The sequence below is a fragment of the Streptomyces sp. NPDC006602 genome, assembly GCF_042870385.1.
Classification (GTDB): Bacteria; Actinomycetota; Actinomycetes; order Streptomycetales; family Streptomycetaceae; genus Streptomyces.
In genome coordinates, this window is the sequence record NZ_JBIAHG010000001.1 from 110,573 (window position 1) to 132,818 (window position 22,246).

General features: G+C 68.6%; 18 protein-coding genes and 1 pseudogene. 7 read left to right on the plus strand and 12 right to left on the minus strand.

Translation table 11 applies throughout. The features are described from left to right. The first annotated feature begins 68 nt into the window (after positions 1-68). The 3 genes from ACFYO2_RS00515 to ACFYO2_RS00525 all read left to right on the plus strand — a co-directional run bounded on the left by ACFYO2_RS00515 (position 69) and on the right by ACFYO2_RS00525 (position 2,855). Positions 69-842 (plus strand): IclR family transcriptional regulator, encoded by a 774-nt coding sequence (locus ACFYO2_RS00515; protein ID WP_388342053.1) that lies wholly within the window; start codon positions 69-71, stop codon positions 840-842. Between the two features lie 3 nt (positions 843-845). Next, positions 846-1,319 carry a GNAT family N-acetyltransferase gene (locus tag ACFYO2_RS00520; protein ID WP_388342055.1) on the plus strand — a complete coding sequence of 158 codons (474 nt, stop codon included), beginning with the start codon at positions 846-848 and terminating at the stop codon, positions 1,317-1,319. Between the two features lie 93 nt (positions 1,320-1,412). Beyond that, complete coding sequence (locus ACFYO2_RS00525; RefSeq protein ID WP_388342058.1) at positions 1,413-2,855, plus strand: peptidoglycan D,D-transpeptidase FtsI family protein; 1,443 nt, start codon at positions 1,413-1,415, stop codon at positions 2,853-2,855. Between the two features lie 63 nt (positions 2,856-2,918). Here the strand turns inward: ACFYO2_RS00525 and ACFYO2_RS00530 are convergent, their stop codons facing one another. Next, the gene (locus ACFYO2_RS00530; RefSeq protein ID WP_388342061.1) at positions 2,919-4,376 is read right to left on the minus strand and encodes an NCS2 family permease; all 1,458 of its coding nucleotides are present in this window, start codon (positions 4,374-4,376) and stop codon (positions 2,919-2,921) included. Between the two features lie 264 nt (positions 4,377-4,640). On the opposite strand from ACFYO2_RS00530, the gene ACFYO2_RS00535 reads away from it, so the two are divergent. From ACFYO2_RS00535 to ACFYO2_RS00545, 3 genes are all read left to right on the plus strand, one after another. Further along, complete coding sequence (locus ACFYO2_RS00535; RefSeq protein ID WP_388342064.1) at positions 4,641-5,207, plus strand: SigE family RNA polymerase sigma factor; 567 nt, start codon at positions 4,641-4,643, stop codon at positions 5,205-5,207. Next, positions 5,204-6,046: a hypothetical protein gene (locus ACFYO2_RS00540; RefSeq protein ID WP_388342067.1), complete on the plus strand. Its 843-nt coding sequence runs from the start codon at positions 5,204-5,206 to the stop codon at positions 6,044-6,046. The genes ACFYO2_RS00535 and ACFYO2_RS00540 overlap by 4 nt, the downstream gene beginning before the upstream one ends. Positions 6,047-6,127: 81 nt before the next feature. After that, positions 6,128-6,958 (plus strand): pectate lyase, encoded by an 831-nt coding sequence (locus ACFYO2_RS00545; protein ID WP_388342069.1) that lies wholly within the window; start codon positions 6,128-6,130, stop codon positions 6,956-6,958. A 167-nt stretch (positions 6,959-7,125) separates the two neighbouring features. Here ACFYO2_RS00545 and ACFYO2_RS00550 read toward each other — a convergent pair whose 3' ends face one another. Continuing rightward, positions 7,126-8,283: a right-handed parallel beta-helix repeat-containing protein gene (locus ACFYO2_RS00550; RefSeq protein ID WP_388342072.1), complete on the minus strand. Its 1,158-nt coding sequence runs from the start codon at positions 8,281-8,283 to the stop codon at positions 7,126-7,128. Positions 8,284-8,518: 235 nt separating this feature from the next. On the opposite strand from ACFYO2_RS00550, the pseudogene ACFYO2_RS00555 reads away from it, so the two are divergent. Next, positions 8,519-9,586 (plus strand): annotated as a pseudogene (locus ACFYO2_RS00555) (glycoside hydrolase family 43 protein); the annotation flags it as partial. 73 nt (positions 9,587-9,659) lie between these two features. Here ACFYO2_RS00555 and ACFYO2_RS00560 read toward each other — a convergent pair. From ACFYO2_RS00560 to ACFYO2_RS00605, 10 genes are all read right to left on the minus strand, one after another. Beyond that, entirely contained in the window at positions 9,660-10,457 is a 798-nt protein-coding gene (locus ACFYO2_RS00560) for an HAD family acid phosphatase (RefSeq protein ID WP_388342075.1), read from the minus strand. A gap of 97 nt (positions 10,458-10,554) precedes the next feature. After that, positions 10,555-11,667 carry a chondroitinase-B domain-containing protein gene (locus tag ACFYO2_RS00565; protein ID WP_388342078.1) on the minus strand — a complete coding sequence of 371 codons (1,113 nt, stop codon included), beginning with the start codon at positions 11,665-11,667 and terminating at the stop codon, positions 10,555-10,557. Between the two features lie 41 nt (positions 11,668-11,708). Beyond that, positions 11,709-12,863, minus strand: coding sequence for a dienelactone hydrolase family protein (locus ACFYO2_RS00570; protein WP_388342080.1), 1,155 nt, complete (start codon positions 12,861-12,863; stop codon positions 11,709-11,711). Beyond that, positions 12,856-14,124, minus strand: coding sequence for a polysaccharide lyase family 1 protein (locus tag ACFYO2_RS00575; protein ID WP_388342083.1), 1,269 nt, complete (start codon positions 14,122-14,124; stop codon positions 12,856-12,858). Before ACFYO2_RS00575 ends, ACFYO2_RS00570 begins: the two co-directional genes overlap by 8 nt. Continuing rightward, positions 14,117-15,142 carry a pectinesterase family protein gene (locus ACFYO2_RS00580; protein WP_388342085.1) on the minus strand — a complete coding sequence of 342 codons (1,026 nt, stop codon included), beginning with the start codon at positions 15,140-15,142 and terminating at the stop codon, positions 14,117-14,119. The genes ACFYO2_RS00575 and ACFYO2_RS00580 overlap by 8 nt, the downstream gene beginning before the upstream one ends. Next, complete coding sequence (locus ACFYO2_RS00585) at positions 15,142-16,326, minus strand: pectinesterase family protein (protein ID WP_388342087.1); 1,185 nt, start codon at positions 16,324-16,326, stop codon at positions 15,142-15,144. Before ACFYO2_RS00585 ends, ACFYO2_RS00580 begins: the two co-directional genes overlap by 1 nt. Positions 16,327-16,457: 131 nt before the next feature. Next, positions 16,458-17,774 carry a polysaccharide lyase family 1 protein gene (locus ACFYO2_RS00590; protein WP_388342090.1) on the minus strand — a complete coding sequence of 439 codons (1,317 nt, stop codon included), beginning with the start codon at positions 17,772-17,774 and terminating at the stop codon, positions 16,458-16,460. A gap of 64 nt (positions 17,775-17,838) precedes the next feature. Continuing rightward, positions 17,839-18,636, minus strand: a complete 798-nt coding sequence (locus ACFYO2_RS00595; protein ID WP_388342092.1) for a rhamnogalacturonan acetylesterase — start codon at positions 18,634-18,636, stop codon at positions 17,839-17,841. Positions 18,637-18,781: 145 nt separating this feature from the next. Then, complete coding sequence (locus ACFYO2_RS00600; protein WP_388342095.1) at positions 18,782-20,131, minus strand: ABC transporter substrate-binding protein; 1,350 nt, start codon at positions 20,129-20,131, stop codon at positions 18,782-18,784. 70 nt (positions 20,132-20,201) lie between these two features. After that, positions 20,202-22,196: a pectinesterase family protein gene (locus ACFYO2_RS00605; protein ID WP_388342097.1), complete on the minus strand. Its 1,995-nt coding sequence runs from the start codon at positions 22,194-22,196 to the stop codon at positions 20,202-20,204. Positions 22,197-22,246: the final 50 nt, after the last annotated feature.

A 22,246-nucleotide genomic window follows, 5' to 3' on the forward strand; every position in this document is an offset into this window, starting at 1 on the left:
GAACGCTGTCTCTGATGATGAATATGCTGTTGGAGACTATTTCCCGTCCAACGAAGGGGTCAAGGGCGATGTCGGCAGCCGAGACAGGCGGCGGGGCACAGGTCAAGTCCGCGGTACGGACCGTTGAACTGCTGGAGTACTTCGCCGGACGCCCAGGAATGCACTCCCTCGCGGCCGTCCAGGAGGCCGTCGGGTATCCCAAGTCCAGTCTGTACATGCTACTGCGGACCCTTGTGGAACTGGGCTGGGTGGAGACGGACGCGACGGGCACCCGATACGGCATCGGCGTCCGGGCCCTGCTGGTGGGCACCTCGTACATCGACGGCGACGAGGTGGTCGCGGCCGCCCGCCCGACGCTGGACCGCCTCTCGGACGACACTACGGAGACCATCCACCTGGCCCGCCTGGACGGCACGAACGTCGTCTACCTCGCCACCCGCCAGTCCCAGCACTATCTGCGCCCCTTCACGCGGGTCGGCCGCCGGCTGCCCGCCCACTCCACCTCCCTGGGCAAGGCGCTGCTGAGCACCTACACGGACGAGCAGGTCCGCAAGATGCTGCCCGAGACCCTCCCCGCACTTACCGAGCACACGATCACCGACCGGGAGAAGCTCATCGAGGAGCTGCACCAGGTGCGGGAGCAGGGCTTCGCGGTGGACCGCGAGGAGAACACGCTGGGGCTGCGCTGCTTCGGCGTGGCGATCCCCTACCGCACTCCGGCGCGCGACGCGATCAGCTGCTCGGTGCCGGTGGCCCGGCTGACCCCCGCGCACGAGCAGATGGTGAAGGACGCTTTGTTCGACGCCCGTGACCGGCTGACCCTCGCCACCCGGAGGCTCTGAACCATGCAGGTCGTACTCCGCGACGTCCATGACAGCGACCTGCCGGTCTTCTTCCGGCAGCTCAACGACCCGGAGGCCCTGCGCATGGCGGCCTTCACCCCGCGGGATCCGGCCGACTGGGACGCCTTCGAGGCCCGGTGGAAACAGCAGAGGTCGTCGGCCGACGTAGTGGCGCGGACCGTACTTGCGGACGGTGACGTGGTGGGCAACGCGGCGGTGTACGGCGAGCCGGGCGAGCGCGAGGTGACGTACTGGATCGACCGCACGTACTGGGGCCGGGGCATCGCCACCGCCGCCCTGGGCGCACTGCTGACCGAGGTGCCGGAACGCCCCCTGTACGCCCGCGCCGCCGCCGACAACGAGGGTTCCCTGCGGGTCCTTGCCAAGTGCGGCTTCCGCCCGGCCGCCCGGGCCACGGGATACGCGACCGCCCGCGGCGAGGAGATCGACGAGGTCGTGCTGACGCTGCAGGCGTGAGTTCGGCCGGAGGCGGACTTCTTCATGAACGCCCGATGAGAAATCCGGCGGAAGGGAACGTTCCGGCCGCTCCCGCTCGTCTTTCTGAGCGGGATGAACAAAACGATCAGGCGCGCCTCCGTCTTCACGCTGCTGCTGGTGTTCGCTCTGCTGATCAGGGCGACTTGGGTGCAGTTCTACGACGGCAAGGCGCTCGCGGAAGACAAGGACAACCGGCGCAACGCGATCGAGCTGTACAGCGAGCCGCTGGGTGACATCGTCGTGGGCGGCAAGTCGGTCACCGGCTCGGCGCCCACGAGCGGCGACCTCAAGTACAAGCGGACGTACACGGACGGCAAGCTGTACTCGGCCGTCACGGGCTACAGCTCGCAGGTGTACGGAGCGACGCAGTTGGAGGGCATCTATCAGGACCTGCTCGACGGGACCGACACCCGTCTGAAGACCGTGATGGACACGGTCACCGGCAAGCGCGCCGACCCGGGCAACGTGATCACGACGATCGACCCGGCCGTGCAGAAGGCTGCCTACGACGCGCTCGGTGACACCAAGGGCGCCGCCGTCGCGATCGACCCGGCCACGGGCAAGATCCTCGCGGTCGTCTCCACCCCGTCGTACGCCCCGTCGACGCTCACCACGGGCGCGGGCGACGCGTGGACGCGGCTCACCAAGGACCCCGAGAAACCGATGACGAACCGGGCGCTGCGCCAGCCGCTGCCGCCGGGCTCGACGTTCAAGCTGGTCGTCGCGGCGGCCGCGCTGGAGGACGGGCTGTACTCGTCGGTGGACGAGAAGACGGACAGCCCGGACCCGTACAAACTGCCGCTCTCCAACAACGTGCTGTCGAACGAGAACCCGTCGGCGCCCTGCGAGAACGCCTCGATCCGGGTGGCCCTGCAGTACTCCTGCAACAACGTTTTCGCGAAGATGGCCGTCGACCTGGGCCAGGACAAGGTCCGGGCGCAGGCGGACAAGTTCGGGTTCAACGACGCCTCGCAGGACGTGCCGGTGCGGGCGTACGAGAGCGTGTACCCGAAGGACATGGACAAGGCGCAGACGGCCCTGTCGGGCATCGGCCAGTTCGACGTGACGGCGACGCCGCTGCAGATGGCCATGGTGTCGGCGGCGATCGCCAACGGCGGCAAGCTGGTCTCGCCGCACATGGTCTCGCAGATCACCGACAGCGGCGGTGACGTCCTGGAGAACTACGACGACAACACGGACACCACGGAGATCGTCAGCTCCTCCACCGCCGAGCAGTTGCGGTCGGCGATGCAGACGGTGGTCGAGGAGGGCACCGGTACGAACGCGCAGATCTCGGGCGCCACGGTGGGCGGCAAGACCGGTACGGCCCAGCACGGCGAGAACAACAGCCAGACGCCGTACGCCTGGTTCACGTCGTACGGCAAGGCCGACGGCAAGGAGGTCGCCGTGGCGGTGGTCGTGGAGCAGTCGGACGCGGCCCGGTCGGAGGTCAGCGGCAACGGGTTGGCCGCGCCGGTGGCCAAGTCCGTGATGGAAGCGGCGCTGAAGAACTAGGAAACCGGGGCAGCCTCTGCGGAGGCTGCCCCGGTCCGACTGCTTCGCTACCGCGCTACTGCGTTACTTGGCGCCGAGGATCTGCTCGATCGGGTCGATCGCGAAGTACACCAGGAACAGCGCCGAGGTCGCCCACAGCAGCCAGTGGATCTCCTTGGCCTTGCCGAGGACCGTCTTGATCACCACGTAGGCGAGGAAGCCGGCGCCGATGCCGTTGGTGATGGAGTAGGTGAACGGCATGACGGCGATGGTCAGGAACGCCGGGATGGCGATCTCGTACTTGTCCCAGTCGATGTTCTTGACCTGCGTCATCATCAGGAAGCCGACGGCGACCAGGGCCGGGGCGGCCGCCTGGAGCGGGACGATGGTGAGCAGCGGGGTCAGGAACAGGGCGAGGGCGAACATGCCGCCGGTGACCAGGTTGGAGAAGCCGGTGCGCGAGCCCTCGCCGACGCCGGCCGCCGACTCGATGTAGGACGTGGCGGAGGAGGACGAGGCCGCGCCGCCCGCGACCGCCGCGGCACCGTCGATGAGCAGTACCCGGCCGAGGTTGGGAACCTTGCCCTCCTCGTCGAGGAGGCCGGCCTCGGCGCTGATGCCGACGACGGTGCCCATGGTGTCGAAGAAGTCGGACAGGATCAGCGTGAAGATCAGCAGGACGACGGTGATCACGCCGACGCCGGCCGCGTCGAAGGCGCCGAACAGGCTGAAGTGACCGAGCAGTCCGAAGTCGGGGGTGTCGACGACCTTGTCGGGCCAGGCGGGCGTGGTCAGGCCCCAGGCCTTGATGTCGGCGATCGAGTTGATGATCATCGCGACGATCGTCATGGTCACGATGCTGATCAGGATGGCGCCCTTGACCTTGCGGGCGAGCAGACCGATCGTCAGCAGCACACCGAGGCAGAAGACGAGGATCGGCCAGCCGGTGAGGTTGCCGGTGGCGCCGAGCTGGACCGGGACCGTGGTGTTCGCGATGTCCGGGATACGGCTGACGAAGCCGGCGTCGACGAAACCGATGAACGCGATGAACAGACCGATGCCGACGCTGATGGCCTGCTTGAGCGCTTGCGGGATGGCGTGCATGACGGCCTCGCGCAGCCCGGTCACCACCAGGACGCAGATCAGCAGACCTTCGAGGACGACCAGGCCCATCGCGTCGTCCCAGCTCATCAGCGGGGCGATCTGGAAGGCGACGACCGCGTTCAGGCCGAGTCCGGCGGCGAGCGCGAGGGGCAGGTTGCCGCCGACGCCCATGATGATCGTCATGACGGCGGCCACCAGGGCGGTGGCGGTGGTGAGTTGGACGGCGTCCAGCTGGTGGCCGAACTTGTCCTTGGCGCTGCCGAGGATGATGGGATTCAGGACAAGGATGTAGGCCATCGTGAAGAACGTGGCGAAGCCGCCGCGTATCTCACGGGCGAAGGTGGATCCCCGCTCGGAGATCTTGAAGAACCGGTCGACGCTGTTCGCCGCCGGTGGCGAGGCGCTCGGCCGGTCAGCCACCTTCTGCGGTTGGGACATGGTTGATGCTCCTTGTTGCCTGAATGATCTGTGTGCGGACGCTGGCTGGATTGTTCCCCGCGCTGAACCCGTTTCAGGTTTTCGCCGTGTTACGGAATCAGGGTCGGGGGACCATACAGCGTTCGAAGGCCCGTACGAAACAAGCAGTCGATCACTGCTACGCTTCCGGATCTCGTCCCGGCGGACGCCGGACGATCACATGTCATTTACATGACACGCACAGGCGCCCGAGGGTGCCCGAGTCGCCGTGAGGAGAGGTCGCCCGTGGGCACAGTCGTCGACGACGCCGCCTCCGTGGAGTTCCACGCCTTCTTCGAGCGTCACTACGCCGAACTCTCCCGCCTCGCCCATCTGCTGACCGGCGAGGCCGACGCCGCCGACGACCTGGCGGCGGACGCGTTACTGGCGTTGTGGCACCGCTGGGACCGGGTCCGCGCGGCCGACCATCCGGCGGCGTACGCGCGCGGAGTCGTCGCCAACCTGGCCCGCACCCGCATCCGCAGCGCCGTCCGTGAGCGGCGGCGCATCGCCCTGTTCTGGTCGCAACGCGAGGAGAAGATCGAGAACCCGGACGTCGCCGGCGTGGTGGACGTGCAGGAGGCCCTGCGCAGGCTGCCGTTCCGCAAGCGGGCGTGTGTGGTGCTGCGGCACGCGTTCGACCTCTCGGAGAAGGACACCGCGCTCGCCCTCGGCATCTCGGTCGGTACGGTGAAGAGCCAGACCTCGAAGGGCATGGCCGAGCTGCAGCGGCTGCTGGGCACACAGGCGGCACCCCTTAGAGTGCATGCGGCGATGGCGCGAACCGGTGACGCCGCGGGAAGGGACCGATGACCATGCAGCGGGAGGTGCACGACAAGCTGCGTGCCCGGCTGCACGAGGCAGCCGGAACGCATCAGCCCGACCGCGCGCGCATCCTGGCCCGGATCGAACGCGGCATGGCCGAACAGACCCGCGCCGACCACCGGGCCACCCGCCCGCCGGTGTTCGGCTGGGTACGGGTCGTCGCCGCCACGACCGCGGTCGCGGGCGTACTCGGTGTCGGCGGCTACGCGGTGGCGTCCGCGGTGAAGGAGGACACCTCCCCGCAGGGAACGGTCGCGGTCACCGGGACACCGTCCCCGGACGCGACGAGCCGCGCGCCCGCCCCGCCCCCGGACCCGACGCCGAGCGCGCCGAAAGAGACCCGCGAGGCCGGCACGTCGCCTTCGCGGACCCCGAGTGCGTCCGCCACCGCCGAGGCGCCCACCGCCTCCGGCACCGAGGACGGGCCGCTGTGGTCGGACGGCTCGGTGGACCCGCACAGCAACGAGTTCTGGGGTCAGAGCAACGTGACCCTCAAGACGAGCGAGAAACTCACCGCACTGACCGTCCGGTTGAAGGTCAGGCAGACCGGCGGGGTCACCTCGACGGGAGCCTGGCGATCCGCTCCCGAGGACGACTTCACGGCGACGGTGGTCGAGCAGGACGGCTTCCTCGTCTACACCTGGGTGCTCAAGCCCGACCGTTCCCTGGGGTCGGGCGAGTGGGTGTTCGCGGGCCAGTACGACCACGACCGCGGCGGCCGGGACGCGAAGGACGACAGCTACGGGATCACCGCCACCGTGGACGGTGAACAGCGTGCCGTGGCGGGCGACTTCGCCGCCCGTGAAGAGGACGAGGGCGACTCGTAGAAAAATCCTGAAGGGGCGGCAACCCTTTCTCCACGCGTGGCGACCAGGAAGCGCAAGGTTCCTCCCACGCAAGGAATGGGCATGACTCCACGAGCCGAAAAGCGCGTCCGACACCGCCGCCGGATCACCAAGAGGCGGGCCGTGATCGCCTCGACCGCCGCGTTAGGCATCACCGGCGCGGCCATCGTCACCACGACGATGCTGTCCACCGCCGGCGCCGCCTCCGCGTGGCCCACCCCGAGCGGCAGCAAGGCCGTGTCGTCGACCATCAAGGTGTCCGGCACGTACGACGGCAAGCTCACGAAGTTCTACGGCTCCGGCGCCCTGGGCGGCGACGGCCAGGAGGAGGGCCAGGACCCGGTCTTCCAGCTCGCCGACGGCGCGGTCCTCAAGAACGTCGTCATCGGCACCCCGGCCGCCGACGGCGTCCACTGCCTGGGCAGCTGCACCCTGCAGAACGTGTGGTGGCTGGACGTCGGCGAGGACGCCGCCACCTTCAAGGGCAAGTCGGCGTCGTCCGTGTACACGGTCTACGGCGGCGGCGCGAAGAACGGGGCGGACAAGGTCCTCCAGTTCAACGGCGCGGGCAAGCTCGTCGTCAGCAAGTTCCAGGTCGAGAACTCCGGCAAGCTGGTGCGCTCCTGCGGCAACTGCTCCACGCAGTACAAGCGGACCGTCATCATCAACGACGTGGACGTCACCGCGCCGATGAACTCGATCGTCGGCATCAACTCCAACTACGGGGACACCGCCGCCCTGCGCAACGTGCGCATCCACGGCGACAGCGGCAAGAAGATCAAGACCTGTGTCCGCTTCCAGGGCAACAACACCGGCAAGGAGCCCACCCAGCTCGGCGTCGGCCCGGACGGAACGTCCTGCAAGTTCTCGTCATCTGACATCACGTATCAGTGACCCCCTGACTCCGGGCCGTCGCCCAGACGTCCGACGGCCCGGATGCCGGCCGGCCTGAGCCCCCCTTCGGGCCGGCCGGAAGTACTGGTCGAGCCCCCCTCGGCCGGTACGTGGGACGCCCCCGCCGGTGACGACCGGCGGGGGCGTCCAGCTGTGGTCCCGCTACTTCATCGCTTACCGATGGCCGCCGACCCTGTGGCCAAGAACGTCGTGGCGGGCAGCGAGCCGTCCGCCCTGCGGGCGCCATGGGCCGCGGTGGCATCGGTGGCATCGGTGGCCTTGAACGCCGGTGTGCTGACGCCGGTGTCCCAGTTGTTCGCCGCGGAGACCGTGGACGAACCCAGCTTGCACAGGCCGCCGTTGTTGCCCACCGCAAGGTTCCGAGCCAACCGAGCCTTCCCCGTGGCGAAGGAGAACCCCGCCTCCGCGTTGGCGTAAGCGGTGTTCCGGTTCAACACGATCGCACCCCGGTTGGAGTTCTCCGTGAACCCGTTCGACGTGTTGTCCCACGCCGCGTCGTTGTTGACGACGTGCGCGACCGTGACTCCCCCGCCGCCCAGCTCGAACCCGTTGCCGTTGCCCTTGAACGCCGAGTCACCCCACCGGTTCTCGCCGTTGCCGAAGGCCCATGTGTGCTCGATGGTGACCGGCGAGGAGAACTGCCACAGGTCGAGGCCGTCGTCGGAGTTGTCGTACAGCCGCGCCCCGATGATCTTGTTACCCGTCCCGGAGCCGAACTTCACGGCGACGCCGTCGGCGTTCTCTCCGTGCCCGGCCGGGTCGTAGTTGCCGTAACTGTCCAGGTTCCGCACGAGGTTGTTCGTCGTGCCGTCGCCGCGCAGGGTGAAGCCGGAGTCGCCGTTGTGCGCGGTGACGAGGTTCTCGAAGACGCCGCCGACCGAGGAGGTGACGACGAAGCCCTGGGCCGGGGAGTTCTGGAAAGTGAGGTTCTGGACGGTCCAGTGGTCGCCGTAGATCCCGGCGAGCCAGGACCCGTCGGCCAGCTTGGAGCCGTCGATCCGCACCTTCTCGCTGCCGTACGCCCGCAGCGTGATCCGCGCCGAACTCGTGCCGTCGGCCGTGGACTTGAGGGTGGCCGTCGGGTAGTACGAGCCGGCGCGGACCTGGATGACGGTGCCCGCGGACGCGTTCTTGACGGCCGACTCCAGCTGGGCGGTGGTGGAGACGGTGACCGTCGTCGAGGCGGCCTGGGCACCGCCGTTCGAGAGACCGAGGTGGACGCCGACGGCGCACGCGGTGACGGCCACCGCCGCGGCGATCGAGAGGGTCCGCGTCCTGCGGTGACGTCCGGTGCCGAGGCGCACGAGGGCGTTCCTTTCCTGGGAGATGGGCAGGAAGCGGACCGGAGGGGCCGCCCCGGCCCGCTTCTGACATCCGGTCGCCGCCCCGGCCGAAAAGGTTGCCGCCACCTCGCGAAAACGATCGAAACTTTCGCTCCCGTCGGCCCCAGCCACACCGATTGACCAGCTGTCCCCCTCCTATGACACTCCGAAGGCGAACCGATCCCACAGAATCCCCCAAGCTCACACAGGATGTGTCATGCGCCCCCGCAGACGTCGTACCGCTCGCACGCTCCTGGCCCCCTTGCTGGCCCTTCTCCTCTCCCTCCTGGCCATACCCCCCAGCACTGCCCAGTCAGGAGCTCCACCCGTGAAGCAGTCCAAGTACGCCGGCTATCTCTTCGCCTACTTCACCGGCGAGGGCACCGCCGACGGCGAGCAGATCCGCTATGCCCTCAGCCGCGGCAACGACCCGCTGCACTGGCGGGAGTTGAACGCGGGCAAGCCGGTCCTGACGTCCACGACCGGCGAGAAGGGGCTGCGGGACCCGTTCGTGATCCGCTCCCCCAAGGGCGACAAGTTCTACATGATCGCCACCGACCTGAAGATGTACCAGAACAGCAGCGGCAGCTGGGACTACGTCCAGCGGCACGGCAGCAGGTCGATCATGATCTGGCAGTCCACCGACCTGGTCCACTGGACCGACCAGCGGCTGGTGAAGGTTTCCCCCGACAACGCGGGCAACACCTGGGCACCGGAGGCCTATTGGGACGACTCGCTCGGTGAGTTCGTCGTCTTCTGGGCGTCGAAGCTGTACGCGGACGACGATCCCGACCACACCGGATCGACGTACAACAAGATGCTCTACGCGACCACCAAGGACTTCCGCGCCTTCAGCGAGCCGAAGGTCTGGGACGACCCCGGCTACTCGGTCATCGACTCGACGGTCGTGAAGTACAAGGACACCTACTACCGCTACACCAAGGACGAGCGCGACCCGTCCTCCAGCTCGCCCTGCTCCAAGTTCATCACCGGGGAGAAGTCGACGAGCCTGACGGACACCTCGTACGACTTCGTCTCCGACTGCATCGGCAGCGGCTCGATCGACCGCGGCGAGGGGCCGACGGTCTTCAAGTCCAACACCGAGAAGAAGTGGTACCTGTTCATCGACGAGTACGGCGGCCGCGGATACGTACCGTTCGAGACCACGGACCTCGACTCGGGGAAGTGGACGATGTCCACCAACTACCAGCTGCCCGCGAGCCCGCGCCACGGCACGGTGCTGCCGGTCACCGGCGCCGAGTACGCCCGGCTGCTCGCCACGTACGGCCGCTGAGCCGCACCGGCTCCGGCCCGGCCCTGTTCGGGGCGCGCGGTCGGAGCCGGTACGGCGATGAGCCTCAGCTGACGTAGTACGTCGGGTTCGGCAGCTTGTACGTGCGGTCGGCGTAGCCGCCCTCGAGGTCCGAGTACTGGTCGCCGAAGTTGGCGACGATGTCGTATCCGAGGTCCTTCTCGATGTGCTGCCGGGTGCCGGACTTGTACTGCACGGTGGTGCAGGTCCAGGTGCCCGGCGTGGCGCAACCGCTTAGGTACGACGGCGGGTTGGCCTTGTCCTTGAGGAACACGTGGTCGGCGTCGAGGTTCACATCGGCGCCGATCTTCTTCAGGTTCTCCACGGCCGCCGAGCGCTGCGCCTCGCTCAGGCCCGAGTTGTAGAACACCTCGACGCCCTTCTTCTCGGCGTACTGCACGAGTTCGGGGCTGCCGAAGACGGCCGGGCGGTCGGCCTTGTTCACGTAGTCGGCCCATGTGGTCGAGTTGTACGTGTAGTTGTAGCGCTTCTCGTAGTCGAGGCTGAGCAGCAGCGTGTCGTCGATGTCGAAGACGACCGCGGGCTTCTCGCCCCTGTGGTGGGCCTTGCGGGCGGCCTGGTCGATGTACTTTCTCGCGGACGCGTCGATGCGCGCGAGGTCCTTGGCGTACGGACTGTCCGGGGATGCCTGGTAGACGCCGTTCGCGTCGGGCGTGGTGCCGTAGTAGGTGTCGATGTCCTTGACCAGCAGCCCGATGTTGTAGGGCTCGTGCGTCGAGTTGGCCGTGGACTGACCGGCGGTGGCCGCGCCGGTGCCGTACAGGGCAGCACCGGCGACGGCACAGGCGGCGGTGACGGCGGCGATACGCAGTGGCTTATGCATGACAGGTTTCTACGCGCGTCACCCCTGCGGGCGCGAGACCCGTTGCCCGATCGAGACCTCCCGCACAGGCAAAAATCGGGTCAAGCGCCCCGGCGGGTCAGTTCATCGTCGCGCCGATGGTGGTCGAGCCCGTCGTCAGGAACGTCGTGGCGGGGAGGGTGCCGCTCGCGCTGCGGGCGTTGTACGTGCTGCTCGCGTCGGTCGACTTGAAGGCCGGGGTGGCGATCCCGGAGTCCCAGTTGTTGCCGGAGGAGGCGACCGAGGAGCTCTTGCTGACCGCGCCGCCGCCGTTGCTGACGGCGAGGTTCTTGCCGAGCTTGGCCGCGCCGGTGGCGAAGTAGTAGCCCCACTTGGCGTTGGCGTAGGCGGTGGTGCGGTTGATGACGATGGCGCCCTTGTTGGAGTTCTCGGTGAAGCCGTTGCCCGCGTTGTCCCAGGCGGCGGAGTTGTTGATGACGTGCGCGACGACCTCGCCGTCGCCGCCCAGCTTGTAGCCGTTGCCGTCGCCGGCGAACGCGGAGTCGCCCCAGCGGTTCTTGCCGTTGCCCATCGCCCAGGTGTGTTCGACGGTGACGGGCGAGGAGAAGGACCAGAAGTCGAGGCCGTCGTCGGAGTTGTTGTAGAGGCGGGCGCCGGTGATGAGGTTGCCGGTGCCGGAGCCGAACTTCACGGCGATGCCGTCGGCGTTCTCGCCGTGGGTGGCGGCGTCGTAGTGGCCGTAACTGTCGATGTTCCGCACAGTGTTGTTGACCGTGCCGTCGCCGGTGAGTGTGAAGCCGGAGTCGCCGCCGTTGATGGTCTTGATGTTGTTCCAGTTGGTGCCGGTGCAGGACTGGCAGACGACCGCGCTGTCCGGGGAGTTCTGGAAGGTGATGTTGGAGACGTTCCAGTAGTCGGCGGTGAGCTTGAAGATCCAGCCGCCGGAGGGGAGCGACGAACCGTCGATCTTGACCGTTTCCGAGCCGTACGCGGTGAGCGTGATCGGCGCGGAGGAGGTGCCGTTGGCCGTGGACTGGAGGGTGGCCGTCGGGTAGTAGGTGCCGCCGCGGACCTGGATGACGGTGCCGGCGGTGGCGTTCTTGATGGCGTTGGACAGGTCGGTCGAGTTGCTGACGACCACGGTCGCGGCCTGGGCCTGGGTGGGGAGGACGGCGAGTCCGGCGCCCAGCGAGAGCGCCGCGACGGCCGTGAGAGCGGTACGACGAGACATGGAGTGCGGGTCCTTTCGTCGTGCGGGGGGGATGGGGAGGGTCAGAGGACGCGGTCCAGCCATGTGAAGACCTCGTCCTGCATGCGGTCGACGAAGACATGGCCGAGGTCGGGCCAGGTCTTGAGGTGCAACCGCTCCTCGGCGTGGCGCGAGCGCCAGACGGCGCGCAGCTTGTCGTGGGCCACCCGTACGCCGTCGGCGGGGAAGAGGGTGTCCAGCGCGCCGTCGAAGAAGAGCATCGGCCTGGGTGCGGCGATGCCCGCCACGTCGGGGAAGTCGAGGAACCGGGGAAGCCCGGGGTGGAGCATGTAGTACGACGACTGCCCGCGCAGCGTGTTGTTGCCGGGCACCATCATTTCCTTCAGCCCGGTCATCCAGCACACGCTCGCCGCGGCGGCGATGTCGTCGCTGAGCGCGGCCGTCTGCCAGGCGCGGTAGGCGCCCATGGAGAACCCGACGGCGGCGACGCGGCGGGCGTCCACGCGGACGAGGCCGGCCAGGAACCGGGCGGCGCGGGCGTCCTCGCGGGCCATGAGTCCGGCGAGCGAGGAGCCGAGGTTGTAGAAGTTGGAGGCGAGGGCCTGCTGCTGGTCGTAGGTGAGGGGGCCGCGGTCGCCCCAGCCGAGCGCGTCCAGGCACAGGACGACATAGCCGCGCCTGGCCAGTTCGTCGCCGACGAACCGCCCGCTGAAGTACTTGTCCGCCCACGCCTGCGCGGAGGCGAGGCGGGTGTCGTCGTACCAGGGCCGGACGAGCTTCTCCTTCCCGATGTCGAACCTGGCTCCGTGGTCGTGGAGGAGCAGTACGGCGGGGAAGGGGCCGGTGCCGTGCGGGGTGAGCAGGGTGCCGCGGACGCGCTCGTACGAGGTGAGGGAGAGGGTCACCAACTCTCTGGTGTAACCATCGCCTTGGGGTCCGGCGGTGAACTCCGGCACGTACGGCGTCTTGTCCTGCCGGTCGACGAGGAGGTGCTCCTCGACCTTGGAACGTGCGGCGCGGCGCCAGGCCTTGAAGTCGCGCACGGGTGACGTGCCCCAGGCGAGCGGGAAGCGCAGCTCGTCCTTCAGCGCCGGGTGGAAGTCGGGCAGGTTGCCGCCGACGAGTTCGGCGGCCTGCGCCTGGCCGGGAGCACCTCCGAGGAACGCCGCCGCGGCGGCTCCCGCCACGAAGGTCCGGCGGCCGAACAGCTCACTCATACTGCCTCCCGGGGCCGGCGTGACGCAGGACGTGGTGCTCGACCGCCGACGGGGACCTGAGGGGCCGGTAGTCGTAGACGTCGGCGGGGTCCCAGCCGACCTCGCTGGTCAGGCCGAGGCCGCTCGCCACGGCGTTCAGGTGGGCGGGGCGGCCGTTGAACCAGGAGCCGGTGTCCCGGAAGTGCTCGCCCCCGTAGTCCGCGACCACGAGGGCCGGGTTGCCGCGCGGGTAAGCGAAGACGTTGCGTTCGGAGAAGATCGCGGATTCCAGGCCGGCGCCGAGCGCGTACAGGGTGTCGGCGGCCCGGCCCCGGTAGACGTTGTTGACGACGTGCACCTGCCCGAAGCGGACGCGGGGCGCGCGCTGCACGATGTCGGTGAAGAGGTTGCGGACGAAGGTGACCTTGAGGTGCCCGCGGTCCCGGTCGCCGCGTCCGTCCCCCGACCCGATGAGGATCGCCTTGTCGTGGTCGGTGAACCGGCTGTCTGAGACGGTGACGAAGTCGGAGCCGTCCTCGATGTCGAGGAGGCCGTCGTGCCGCTGGACGTGCTCGCCGTTGAAGCCCAGGGGCGCCTCCCGGTCGGGGAAGCGGCCGTCGGTGAAGGTGCAGTGGTCGACCCAGATGTTCTTGCCGGTGATCACGGTCATCGCGTCGAAGCGGGCGTTCCAGTTGCCCTGCGTCCCGTCGTCCGGCGACCAGCTGGTGAAGTGGTCGACGGGCGCTTCGAGGTGCAGGTTCCGGACGATGATGTTCGTGCCCGTGTTGACGGTCAGGAAGACTCCGAGGAGCCTGGCGTCGCCGCCCACGCCGACGAGGGTCGTGTTGCTCGGCACGGTCAGCTGGATCTGCAGCTTCTCCTTCGTCGATCCGGTCTGCCGTAGCCGGCGCTGCTGTGTGCAGTAGTCGTAGCGGGTGTCCGACCAGGTGCCGCCGTCCTCGCCGAAGCAGGACATGTATTGCGCGAGGTCGTATCCGGGCGCGTAGTCCTGCTCGCCGAGCAGTGAACCGTCCGCCGCCTCATGGCCGTTGATGTCGCCGACGACCCGGATCACCTTGGGTGCGGCGGGGTCGCCCCGGTTGGCCAGGGCCTCCTTGAGTTCGGCGCGGGTGTGCACCGTCCAGGTGGTGCCGCCCGCCCCGCCGGTGGTGCCGGAGCCGGTCGAGGCCCAGCCGACGGGGGTCCGGGCGCCAAGGGCGGAGGCCTGGGTGGGCAGGAGCAGGAACGCGCAGGCCAGGAGCGCTGTGACGACCCTACGCACGAGGCCGCCAGTCGCCGAGATACGTCTTCTTGGTGTGCGACTCGGCTTCGGCCGCCGTCAGTTGGGGCCGGTTCTCCGGCACCGTGATCTCCGCGCCCGGACCCGTGTTGCGGTACTCGGCGAACCGCATGGTCTGCCAGGGGTACGCCTCCCGCATGTTGGTGTACGGCGCCACCGCGTCGATCCCGGAACCGATCCGGGTGTCCCGCACGACGAGGGAGGGCCAGGCGGTCGTCTCGTACGACGGCACCCACGGCCGGGCCAGCTTGTACGCCCCGTCCTCGGCGGCGGAGGTGATCCGGGAGCGGACGGCGAGGATGCCGTGCGGGTTGGCACGGGCGGTGGACGGGGCGAAGACCATGCCCTTGGGCGTGAAGGTCACGTCCCGTCGCAGCGTGCGGAAGTGGCAGTCCTCGAACACCGCGGTCGCCCGGCCGAAGACGAAGTCGACGTCGCCCTCGATGTAGCAGCGGTGGAAGTACTGCCGGTCGAAGGCGTCCAGCGCGGTCGTCTCGACGAAGAGCGTGTCCTGGTGGGCCAGCAGCCGGACGTTCTCGAAGTGGGTGCGGTCGCCGTACGTGTACGCCGCCACCGCCTGTGTTCCGGTGATCTCGGGGTGGTCGGCGCGCAGCCAGTCGTTGGCGAGGGTGAGGTCACGGACGGTCAGTCCGGGGGCCGCCGAGGTGAAGGTGGCGGAACCGGCGGTCCCGTACGTGCCCGAGCCGTCCGGCTTCTGGGTGCCGTTGGCGTTGTCGTAGACGATGACGACGTCACGCGGGTCGCGCGTGGCACCGCGCAGGGTCAACCCCGCTTTGTCGGCCGGGATGTCGACGACCTGGCGGTACGTCCCGGGGTGCACGACGATCGTCCAGCCGGGGCCGGTCACCGCGTCGACGGCCGCCTGGACGGAGTCTTGGGGGCGGACGTGCAGGACACGGCGGCCCACCGCCCAGGCGGGACCGGCACCGGCCGCCACCACTCCGCCGGCGATGCCCGTGAGGAGCGTGCGCCTGCGCATCAGCGCTCCCCCTTCCACGGCGTCCAGTCACCGAGGTAGGCGGCCCGCGTGGCCGACGCGGCCTGCTCGTCGGTGAGTTGCGGCCGATTGGCGGGCACCGTGGTCTCCGCGCCCGGCCCCGTGTTGCGGTACTCGGCGAACCGCTGGTTCTGCCAGGGGAAGGAGTCCGACATGTTGGCGTAGGGCGCGACCGCGTCGATGCCGGGGCCGAGCCAGGTGCTGCGCACGGTGAGCGACGGGCGGGCGGTGGTGTCGGAGCTCGGTACCCAGGGGCGGGCCAGTTTGTAGTACGCGTCCGGGGCCTCGCTGGTGATCCGACTGCGGAGCACCAGGTAGCCGAGCGGGTTGGCGCCCGCCGTGGAGGGCGCGAAGACGAAGCCGTACGGTGCGGTCGTCAGGTCGGTGCGGTTCAGGGTGCGGAAGTGGCAGTTCTCGTAGACCGCGGTGCCCCGGCCGAAGACGAAGTCGACGTCGCCCTCGACGTAGCAGTGCGCGTAGTACTGCCGGGCGAAGACGGACAGCGCGAAGGAGTCGGCGTACAGGGTGTCCTGGTGGCCGAGGAAACGGCAGTGGTGGAAGGCCGAGCGGTCGCCGAGGACCTTGATGGCGACGGCCTGGGTGCCGGTGATCTCGGGGTGGTCGGCGCGCAGCCAGTCGTTGGCGAAGGTGATCCAGCGGGCGGTGAAGCCGTCGGTGCGGATCAGGGTGGTGGCGGAGCCGGTGGTGCCGTAGGTGCCGGAGCCGTCGGGCTTCTTCGTGCCGGCCGCGTTGTCGTACACGATGACGACGTCGCGCGGGTTCTCGCTCGCGCCGATCCAGGTCATCTCGGCGGCGGCCTCGGTGCGCTGTCCGGTGGCCGGGTCGACAGCGCCGGCGGACACGGTCTCGCGGTACACGCCGGGCGCGATGACCAGGCTGTACCCGGCGGTGGTGGCGGCGCTCACGGCGGCCTGGACGGTGGTGAAGTCGCCGCGGCCCCGCTGGTCGACGTACAGCGTCTTCGGGGTGAGGCGGGCGGCCGGTGACCCGTACCGGCCGAACGGGAGGGGCCGGGCGGTGGCCTGGGCGGTCAGCGGTGCGGCCTCGGCGGGCAGGGCGGCCAGCCCGAGCGCGGCGCCCGCTCCGGCGCTCGCCATCAGGAATCCCCTTCTGGACAGGGGGAGTTGGAGGTGGGGCGAGGACATGCGGGTACTCCTTGGATGTGCGGCTCGGCAGGGTGGTTCGGTGCTTCCTCGCGTGGGGGTGCCGGGGGCCGGGGCGGGCGCACCCCTGATCGGGGTGCGGTGCGGGTCCGCCCCGGCCGGTTCACCGGGTGTCAGCGCAGGCGGCCGGCGCCCGCCTGATAGCCGACGATCGCCGGGATCGCCTTCGCCGGGTCGACCTTGGTGCGCAGGGTCGGCGTCCAGCCCGCGCCCGACTGCAGGGTCTCGGCGGGGATCTCCGCGTTGTGCACGGCGATCAGGTCGACGGCCTTGCCGTTGACGTAGTTGCCGGCGGCGGTGACCGGTGCCTCGCTCCACTTCTTGAGGATCTTCGCGGCGCTGATCCCCTCGGGCAGCGTGAACGCGTTCTTCTCGGCGACGAGTTGGGACTCCTTGCCGATGCCGTAGCTGTAGGAGAAGGAGGCGTCGGCCACGAAGTGGTTGTTGTACGAGTCGACCTGACCGAAGCGGACTCGCGGCGCGCGCTCGACCAGCTTCGAGAACAGGTTGTGGTGGAAGGTGACCTTCAGGTGTCCCCGGTCGCCCGCCGCCGTGGACTCGCTGTCGCTGTTGCCGATGAGGATCGTCTTGTCGTGGTCGGCGAAGACGTTCCAGGAGGCGGTGACGTAGTCGGAGCCGCGGACGATGTCCAGCTCGCCGTCGTGCTGCTGGTAGAGCATGCCGAAGTAGGTCGGCGCGGCGCTGTCGGGGTGGCTGCCGTCGGTGAACGTGTTGTGGTCCATCCACACATGGGTGGAGCCGTACACGACGGCGGTGTCGTACTCCGAGTTCCAGTTGCCCTTCGAGCCGTCGGTGGGGTCCCACTGCGGGAAGCAGTCGACGGGGCTCTCGAAGGTGAGGTTGCGGACGATGACGTTGTCCACGGCCTTGATCTGGAGGCTGGCGCCCTTGATGCCCGCGTTCCTGCCGACCCCGATGATCGTGGTGTTGGCCGGGATGTTCGCCTTGATGGCCTTGTCCTGGTCGGCGGCCGAGGTTCGGCGCAGCCCCTCGGGGCTGTCGGCGGGCTCGGCGCTCAGGTCGGTGTCGAGCCCCCAGGCCTCGGGCGAGTACTTCGCGAGGTAGGCGTCGAAGTCGTAACCGGGCGCGGCGAAGGCGTCACAGCCCTCGGAGACCGCGTCGATCGTCCCCTTCACCTTGATGATCTTCGCCGTGCTGCCCCCGGCGGCCAGGGCGGCCTTGAACTCCGCCCAGGTGCTCACGGTGTAGACGTGCTCGGCGTCGGCGGCGGCACCGCCGGTGGTGCCGGTCCCGTACGACGCCCAGCCGTCGTTGGCGGCGAGGGTCTGCCGGGCCAGGTCACGGGAGGTGTGGGCCTGGGCGGTGGTGCCGGTGACCGTCAGGGCGAGGGCGGTGCAGCCGACCACGGCCATGCTTGTGGCATGCCCATGCCATCTCTGTGCGTTCATTGTGCGGCTCTCTCTCGATGAAAGGTGGTTGCGCGGTGGCCGTCGGCCAGGTGATCAGGGGTGGTTACGCGGTGGTCGTCGGCCAGGTGATCCAGGACTCCGGGATCTCCGCGTCGAGCCGGCGCACGTCCTGCGGCGCCAGCACCCGGTGGTGCAGCAGCTCGGCGGCGACCAGCCGGGCCACGGCGATCGCACCCGGCGGGTTGAAGTGCGTGTTGTCCTGCTCGGTCGCGGTCCAGTTGAAGTACTTCTTCGTCTCCTCGACGCCGAGCTTCTGCCACAGCGCGAGCGACAGTGCCTGCAGGTCGAGCAGCGCCACGCGCTCCTCCTCGGCGAGCGCACGCATCGCCGCCGGATACTCGCCGTGAGTCGGCACGGCGTTGCCGCTCGCGTCGAACCTGCGACGCTCGACGGACGTGGCGAGCACGGGCCGGGCCCCACGGGCCCGGGCGCCCTCGATGTACAGGCGCAGATAGTCCTGGTACGTCGTCCAGGGCTCGGTGTAACGAGTGGGGTCCGTGGTCTTCTCGTCGTTGTGCGCGAACTGGACGAGCAGGAAGTCCCCCGGCCGGATCGCGGAGAGTATGACGTCGAGCCGTCCCTCGTCGACGAAGCTCTTCGAACTGCGCCCGTTCACCGCGTGATTGGAGACGGGCCGATCCTTGTGCAGGAAGAACGGAAGCGCCATGCCCCACCCGGTCTCGGGGGCGGCGTCGGCGTATTTCTGGGCGGCGGTGGAGTCACCGGCGATGTAGAGGGTCCGCGTACGACGGCCTGAGGCCTGCGCGGTACCGGTTGCGGCAAAAGCGAGAGGAACGGCGGCGAGCGCCGCGGTGGTGACCTGTCTGCGGGTGAGCGACACGACGATGTGCCTTTCTCGACGGCCTTACGAAATGCGGTGCCTTTCAAGTGGGGGGTATTCCCCGCGCCCCCTCAGGGGCGCGGGGAACCGCGCGACCAGCCACAACGAACCCGCAGCCGACCGCAAAGAGAAACCAGCCGAGCTCTTAGCCCTTCTGCTCGTTCCACTCCGCCTGAGCCGTGTTCAACTGCTCAGCCAGCGTGTCCAGGAAGTCCTTCTCACTCATCTTCCCGAGCAGCACCTTCTGGAAGTTCGGCTCGTTGTCCGACTTCGAGATCGTGCCCCAGTCGGGCAGGTAGTACGGCAGCTGGACAATGGTCGTGGAACCGTCACTCAGCGCTCCGGCCGCCAGCTTCGTGGGCTCGGCCTGCTGAACCCACGCGTCCTTCGCGGCGTCGTTGTTCGCCGGAACCTGACCGGCCGACTCGTTGAACTTCGAGTTCTCCGCGTGCGAGGTGGCGAACTCGATGAACTTCCAGGCGGCTTCCTTGTTCTTGGACGTCTTGAACAGCCCGAGCCCGTCAACGGGGTTGGACACCTGCACCCGCTTGCCGGAGGCGCCGATCGGCTGCGGAATTCCCCGGAACTTGTCGGTCCCGAACGCCTTCACATGGTCCTGGTAGGAGCCCAGGTTGTGGTTCAGCATTCCGATCGTGCCGGAATCCCACTGGGCGACCATCTTGGTGAAGTCGTTGTTGAGGTCGGCCGCCGGAGTGACCTTCTTGAAGAGGGCCGTGTACTTCTCCAGCGCCGCCACGTTCTTCGGGTCGTTGACCGTGGTCTTCTCACCGCTCGCGTCCCAGAAGGACGTGATGCCGGACTGCCCGTACATCGCGTCCAGCGCCTGGGCGATGGAGCCGGCGCCACCCCGGATGGTGTAGCCGAACTCGTTCTTGCTCGCGTTGGTCAGCTTGTCCGCGGCCTCGTAGAACTTGTCCCAGGTGGTGGGCTCGTCCAGACCCGCCTTCTTGAACAGGTCGGTGCGGTAGTAGAGGACACCGTTGTTGGCGGAGGTCGGAATCGAGTACAGGGTGCCGTCACCGCCGCCGGCGGCCTTCAGCGACTTGACCATGTCCTCGTTGAGCTTGCCGTTGAGGGAGGACTTGGACAGACGGTCGTCCAGCGGGTCCAGCGCGTTCTGCGCGGAGATCGCCGCGATCATCGCCGCGCCGACACCGCCGACGTCCGGCAGGCCGCCGCCCTGGATGGCGGTGTCGACCTTGGACTGGTACTCGGTGGAGGCGATCCCGACGTACTCGACGTCGATGCCCGGGTTCGCCTTCTCGAAGTCGGCGATGATCTCCTTCCAGATGTCGGTGCGGACACCGCCGTTGTTGTCCCAGAAGAGGACCTTGCCCTTGCCGCTGCCCTCGGCGCCCTTGTCACCGCCGGCGCCGCCGCCGTCGTCACCACAGGCGGTGGCCGTCAGCGCGAGCACGGAGCCCAGGGCGACGGCTATGGCCGCGCGCCTGCTTCTACGGATGCTGATCTTCATTGGTCGGCTCTCTTCTTCTGGATCCAGCGGAGATGTGAAGTTGTGGGGGGTCTGTGGTCGCCACGGCAGGTCAGCCGCGGGTGTGCGGCGCCCAGCCGTCCGTGCCCTTGAGGTAGTTCGCGACGGTGTACGCCTTCGCGTCGGCGTCACTCAGCTGCGGCCGGTCCGCGGTGACAGCCGCCCCCGGCCCGAAGGTCCGGTACTCGGCGAACCGCGCGTCCTTCCACGAGAACCCGCTCATGTCGGTCCACGGCGAGGCCTTGATCGCGGCGGGCAGTTCGGTGTCGCGGATCAACACCTGGGCGACCGCGGCCGGTTCGCCGCCCGGGTGCCAGGGGCGTCCGAGGTGGAAGGATCCCTCCGGCGCGTCACTCACGATCTTCGACTTCGTGATCAGGAACCCGTAGGGGTTCTCCGTCCAGGTCGAAGCCGCCGTGATGTAGCCGTTGTTGGTGGTGGAACCCCGGCTGAGCGCCTTGATGACGGACCGCTCGATGACAGTGGTCGCGCGTCCGTAGACGAAGTCGACATCGCCCTCGATGTACGAGTCGCGGATGTAGACCCGGCTGATCACGTCCAGCTTGGGGCTGTCGGTCATCAGGGTGTCCTGGTTGCCCAGGAAGACGGTGTCCTCGAAGACGATCCGGTCGCCGGTCGTCTTCATGGCGAGGGCCTGCTCGGCGCTGAGCTCGTGCGCGGCCTCGTCGAAGTCGTTGCTGAAGGTGAGGTTGCGGGCCGTGACGTCGTTCGCGGCGATCCGTACGGTCGCGCTCCCGGTGGAGCCGCCGTACGCGGCGGGCGTGTCGTAGACGATGACGGTGTCGGAGCGGTCATGTCCAGTCCCCTGCAGCACGATGTTCGGCTTCGTCGCGGGGATGTAGACCTTCGCCCGGTACGTTCCCGGCGCGACCGCGATCGTCACCGGGACGGCGTTGCCGTCGGGCACCGCGTCCACGGCGGCCTGCACGGTCGGGTAGTCGGCCGGAACCCGGAGGGGGACACCGATCCGCTTCTGCGGCCCGGAGAACGTCTTCACCAGGGCCGGCACGGCGGCCGCCGGGTCCAGCCGGTAGTCGTAGAAGTCCCGCGGATCGAAGGCGGCACCCCACTCGTCGGTCCGCCCGCTCGTGTTCCGCAGGATGGACCCGCGCTCCACCAACTCGGCGGTGGCGTCGGCCTGGTAGGGATGCTGCACACCGTCGAAGTAGCTGTTCTCGAGGACCATCTTCGTCTTGCCGCGCGACCAGTTCCCGTACGTCCACACCGGGTCGCCGTCGGCCACCTGCGCCGACAGGTAGTTGTTGTAGAGGTGGGCGTAGGCGCAGTTGTCGGCGGACGGGTTGCGCTGCTTCGTACCGGTGAACCAGTTGTGGTCGATGGTGATCTGCGTCAGCACGTTCGAGGTCCAGCCGATCCCGAACGCCTTGTTGTGGTTGCTGAACTGGTTGTAGGAGACGGTGATGAACTGGCTGTCCTTGCGGATGTCGAGCAGCCCGTCGCCCATGTGCGTGAAGCGGTTGTGGTCGATCCACACGTGGTCGACGGTGTCCATCTGGATCGCGTCGAAGTCGGTCGTCTTGCCGTCCCAGTCGCCCTCGACGTAGGAGTCGCGGATCGTCAGGTTGCGGACGATGACATTGCTGGTGCCGGGGTTCAGGTGGAGTTCCCCGTGGACGATCTCGCCGGTGTCGCCGACGCCGATGATCGTCTTGTTCGAGGTCACGACGATGTCCGAGCCGAACGGCTCGACGGCCACCGAGCCCGACACCCGTATGACGTACGGCTCTTCGGCCGCCGCGTACTTCGCCAGCGCCGCCTGGTCGGTGACGGTCACGACCTTGCCGCCCGCGCCGCCGGTGGTGCCGCCGGCCAGGGAGGCGAAGCCGTGGGCCCGGTCGGTCCAGCGGTCGGCCGCCGTCGAAGGGGCTGCGGCCTTCGAAACAGGGGCTGCGGCCTTCGCCTCACCGACAGCCCCGAGACACAGGGCGGCCACCAGGCCGAGCACGGCGGCCACGACTCTGCCGTGCCCCACTCTCGGCAAGCGCTTGCTATGGAGGTGCGTCATTGCGGCTCCAGACAAGAAGGGTGGCGCGTAGCGCCTCGTTGAGGGGTGGT

Coding starts and splice junctions, on each gene's coding strand:
- ACFYO2_RS00590 (WP_388342090.1), bottom strand. CDS start 17,774: ATGAACGCACAGAGATGGCATGGGCATGCCACAAGCATGGCCGTGGTC.
- ACFYO2_RS00515 (WP_388342053.1), top strand. CDS start 69: ATGTCGGCAGCCGAGACAGGCGGCGGGGCACAGGTCAAGTCCGCGGTA.
- ACFYO2_RS00520 (WP_388342055.1), top strand. CDS start 846: ATGCAGGTCGTACTCCGCGACGTCCATGACAGCGACCTGCCGGTCTTC.
- ACFYO2_RS00545 (WP_388342069.1), top strand. CDS start 6,128: ATGACTCCACGAGCCGAAAAGCGCGTCCGACACCGCCGCCGGATCACC.
- ACFYO2_RS00530 (WP_388342061.1), bottom strand. CDS start 4,376: ATGTCCCAACCGCAGAAGGTGGCTGACCGGCCGAGCGCCTCGCCACCG.
- ACFYO2_RS00585 (WP_388342087.1), bottom strand. CDS start 16,326: ATGTCCTCGCCCCACCTCCAACTCCCCCTGTCCAGAAGGGGATTCCTG.
- ACFYO2_RS00600 (WP_388342095.1), bottom strand. CDS start 20,131: ATGAAGATCAGCATCCGTAGAAGCAGGCGCGCGGCCATAGCCGTCGCC.
- ACFYO2_RS00570 (WP_388342080.1), bottom strand. CDS start 12,863: ATGAGTGAGCTGTTCGGCCGCCGGACCTTCGTGGCGGGAGCCGCCGCG.
- ACFYO2_RS00605 (WP_388342097.1), bottom strand. CDS start 22,196: ATGACGCACCTCCATAGCAAGCGCTTGCCGAGAGTGGGGCACGGCAGA.
- ACFYO2_RS00525 (WP_388342058.1), top strand. CDS start 1,413: ATGAACAAAACGATCAGGCGCGCCTCCGTCTTCACGCTGCTGCTGGTG.
- ACFYO2_RS00560 (WP_388342075.1), bottom strand. CDS start 10,457: ATGCATAAGCCACTGCGTATCGCCGCCGTCACCGCCGCCTGTGCCGTC.
- ACFYO2_RS00540 (WP_388342067.1), top strand. CDS start 5,204: ATGACCATGCAGCGGGAGGTGCACGACAAGCTGCGTGCCCGGCTGCAC.
- ACFYO2_RS00565 (WP_388342078.1), bottom strand. CDS start 11,667: ATGTCTCGTCGTACCGCTCTCACGGCCGTCGCGGCGCTCTCGCTGGGC.
- ACFYO2_RS00580 (WP_388342085.1), bottom strand. CDS start 15,142: ATGCGCAGGCGCACGCTCCTCACGGGCATCGCCGGCGGAGTGGTGGCG.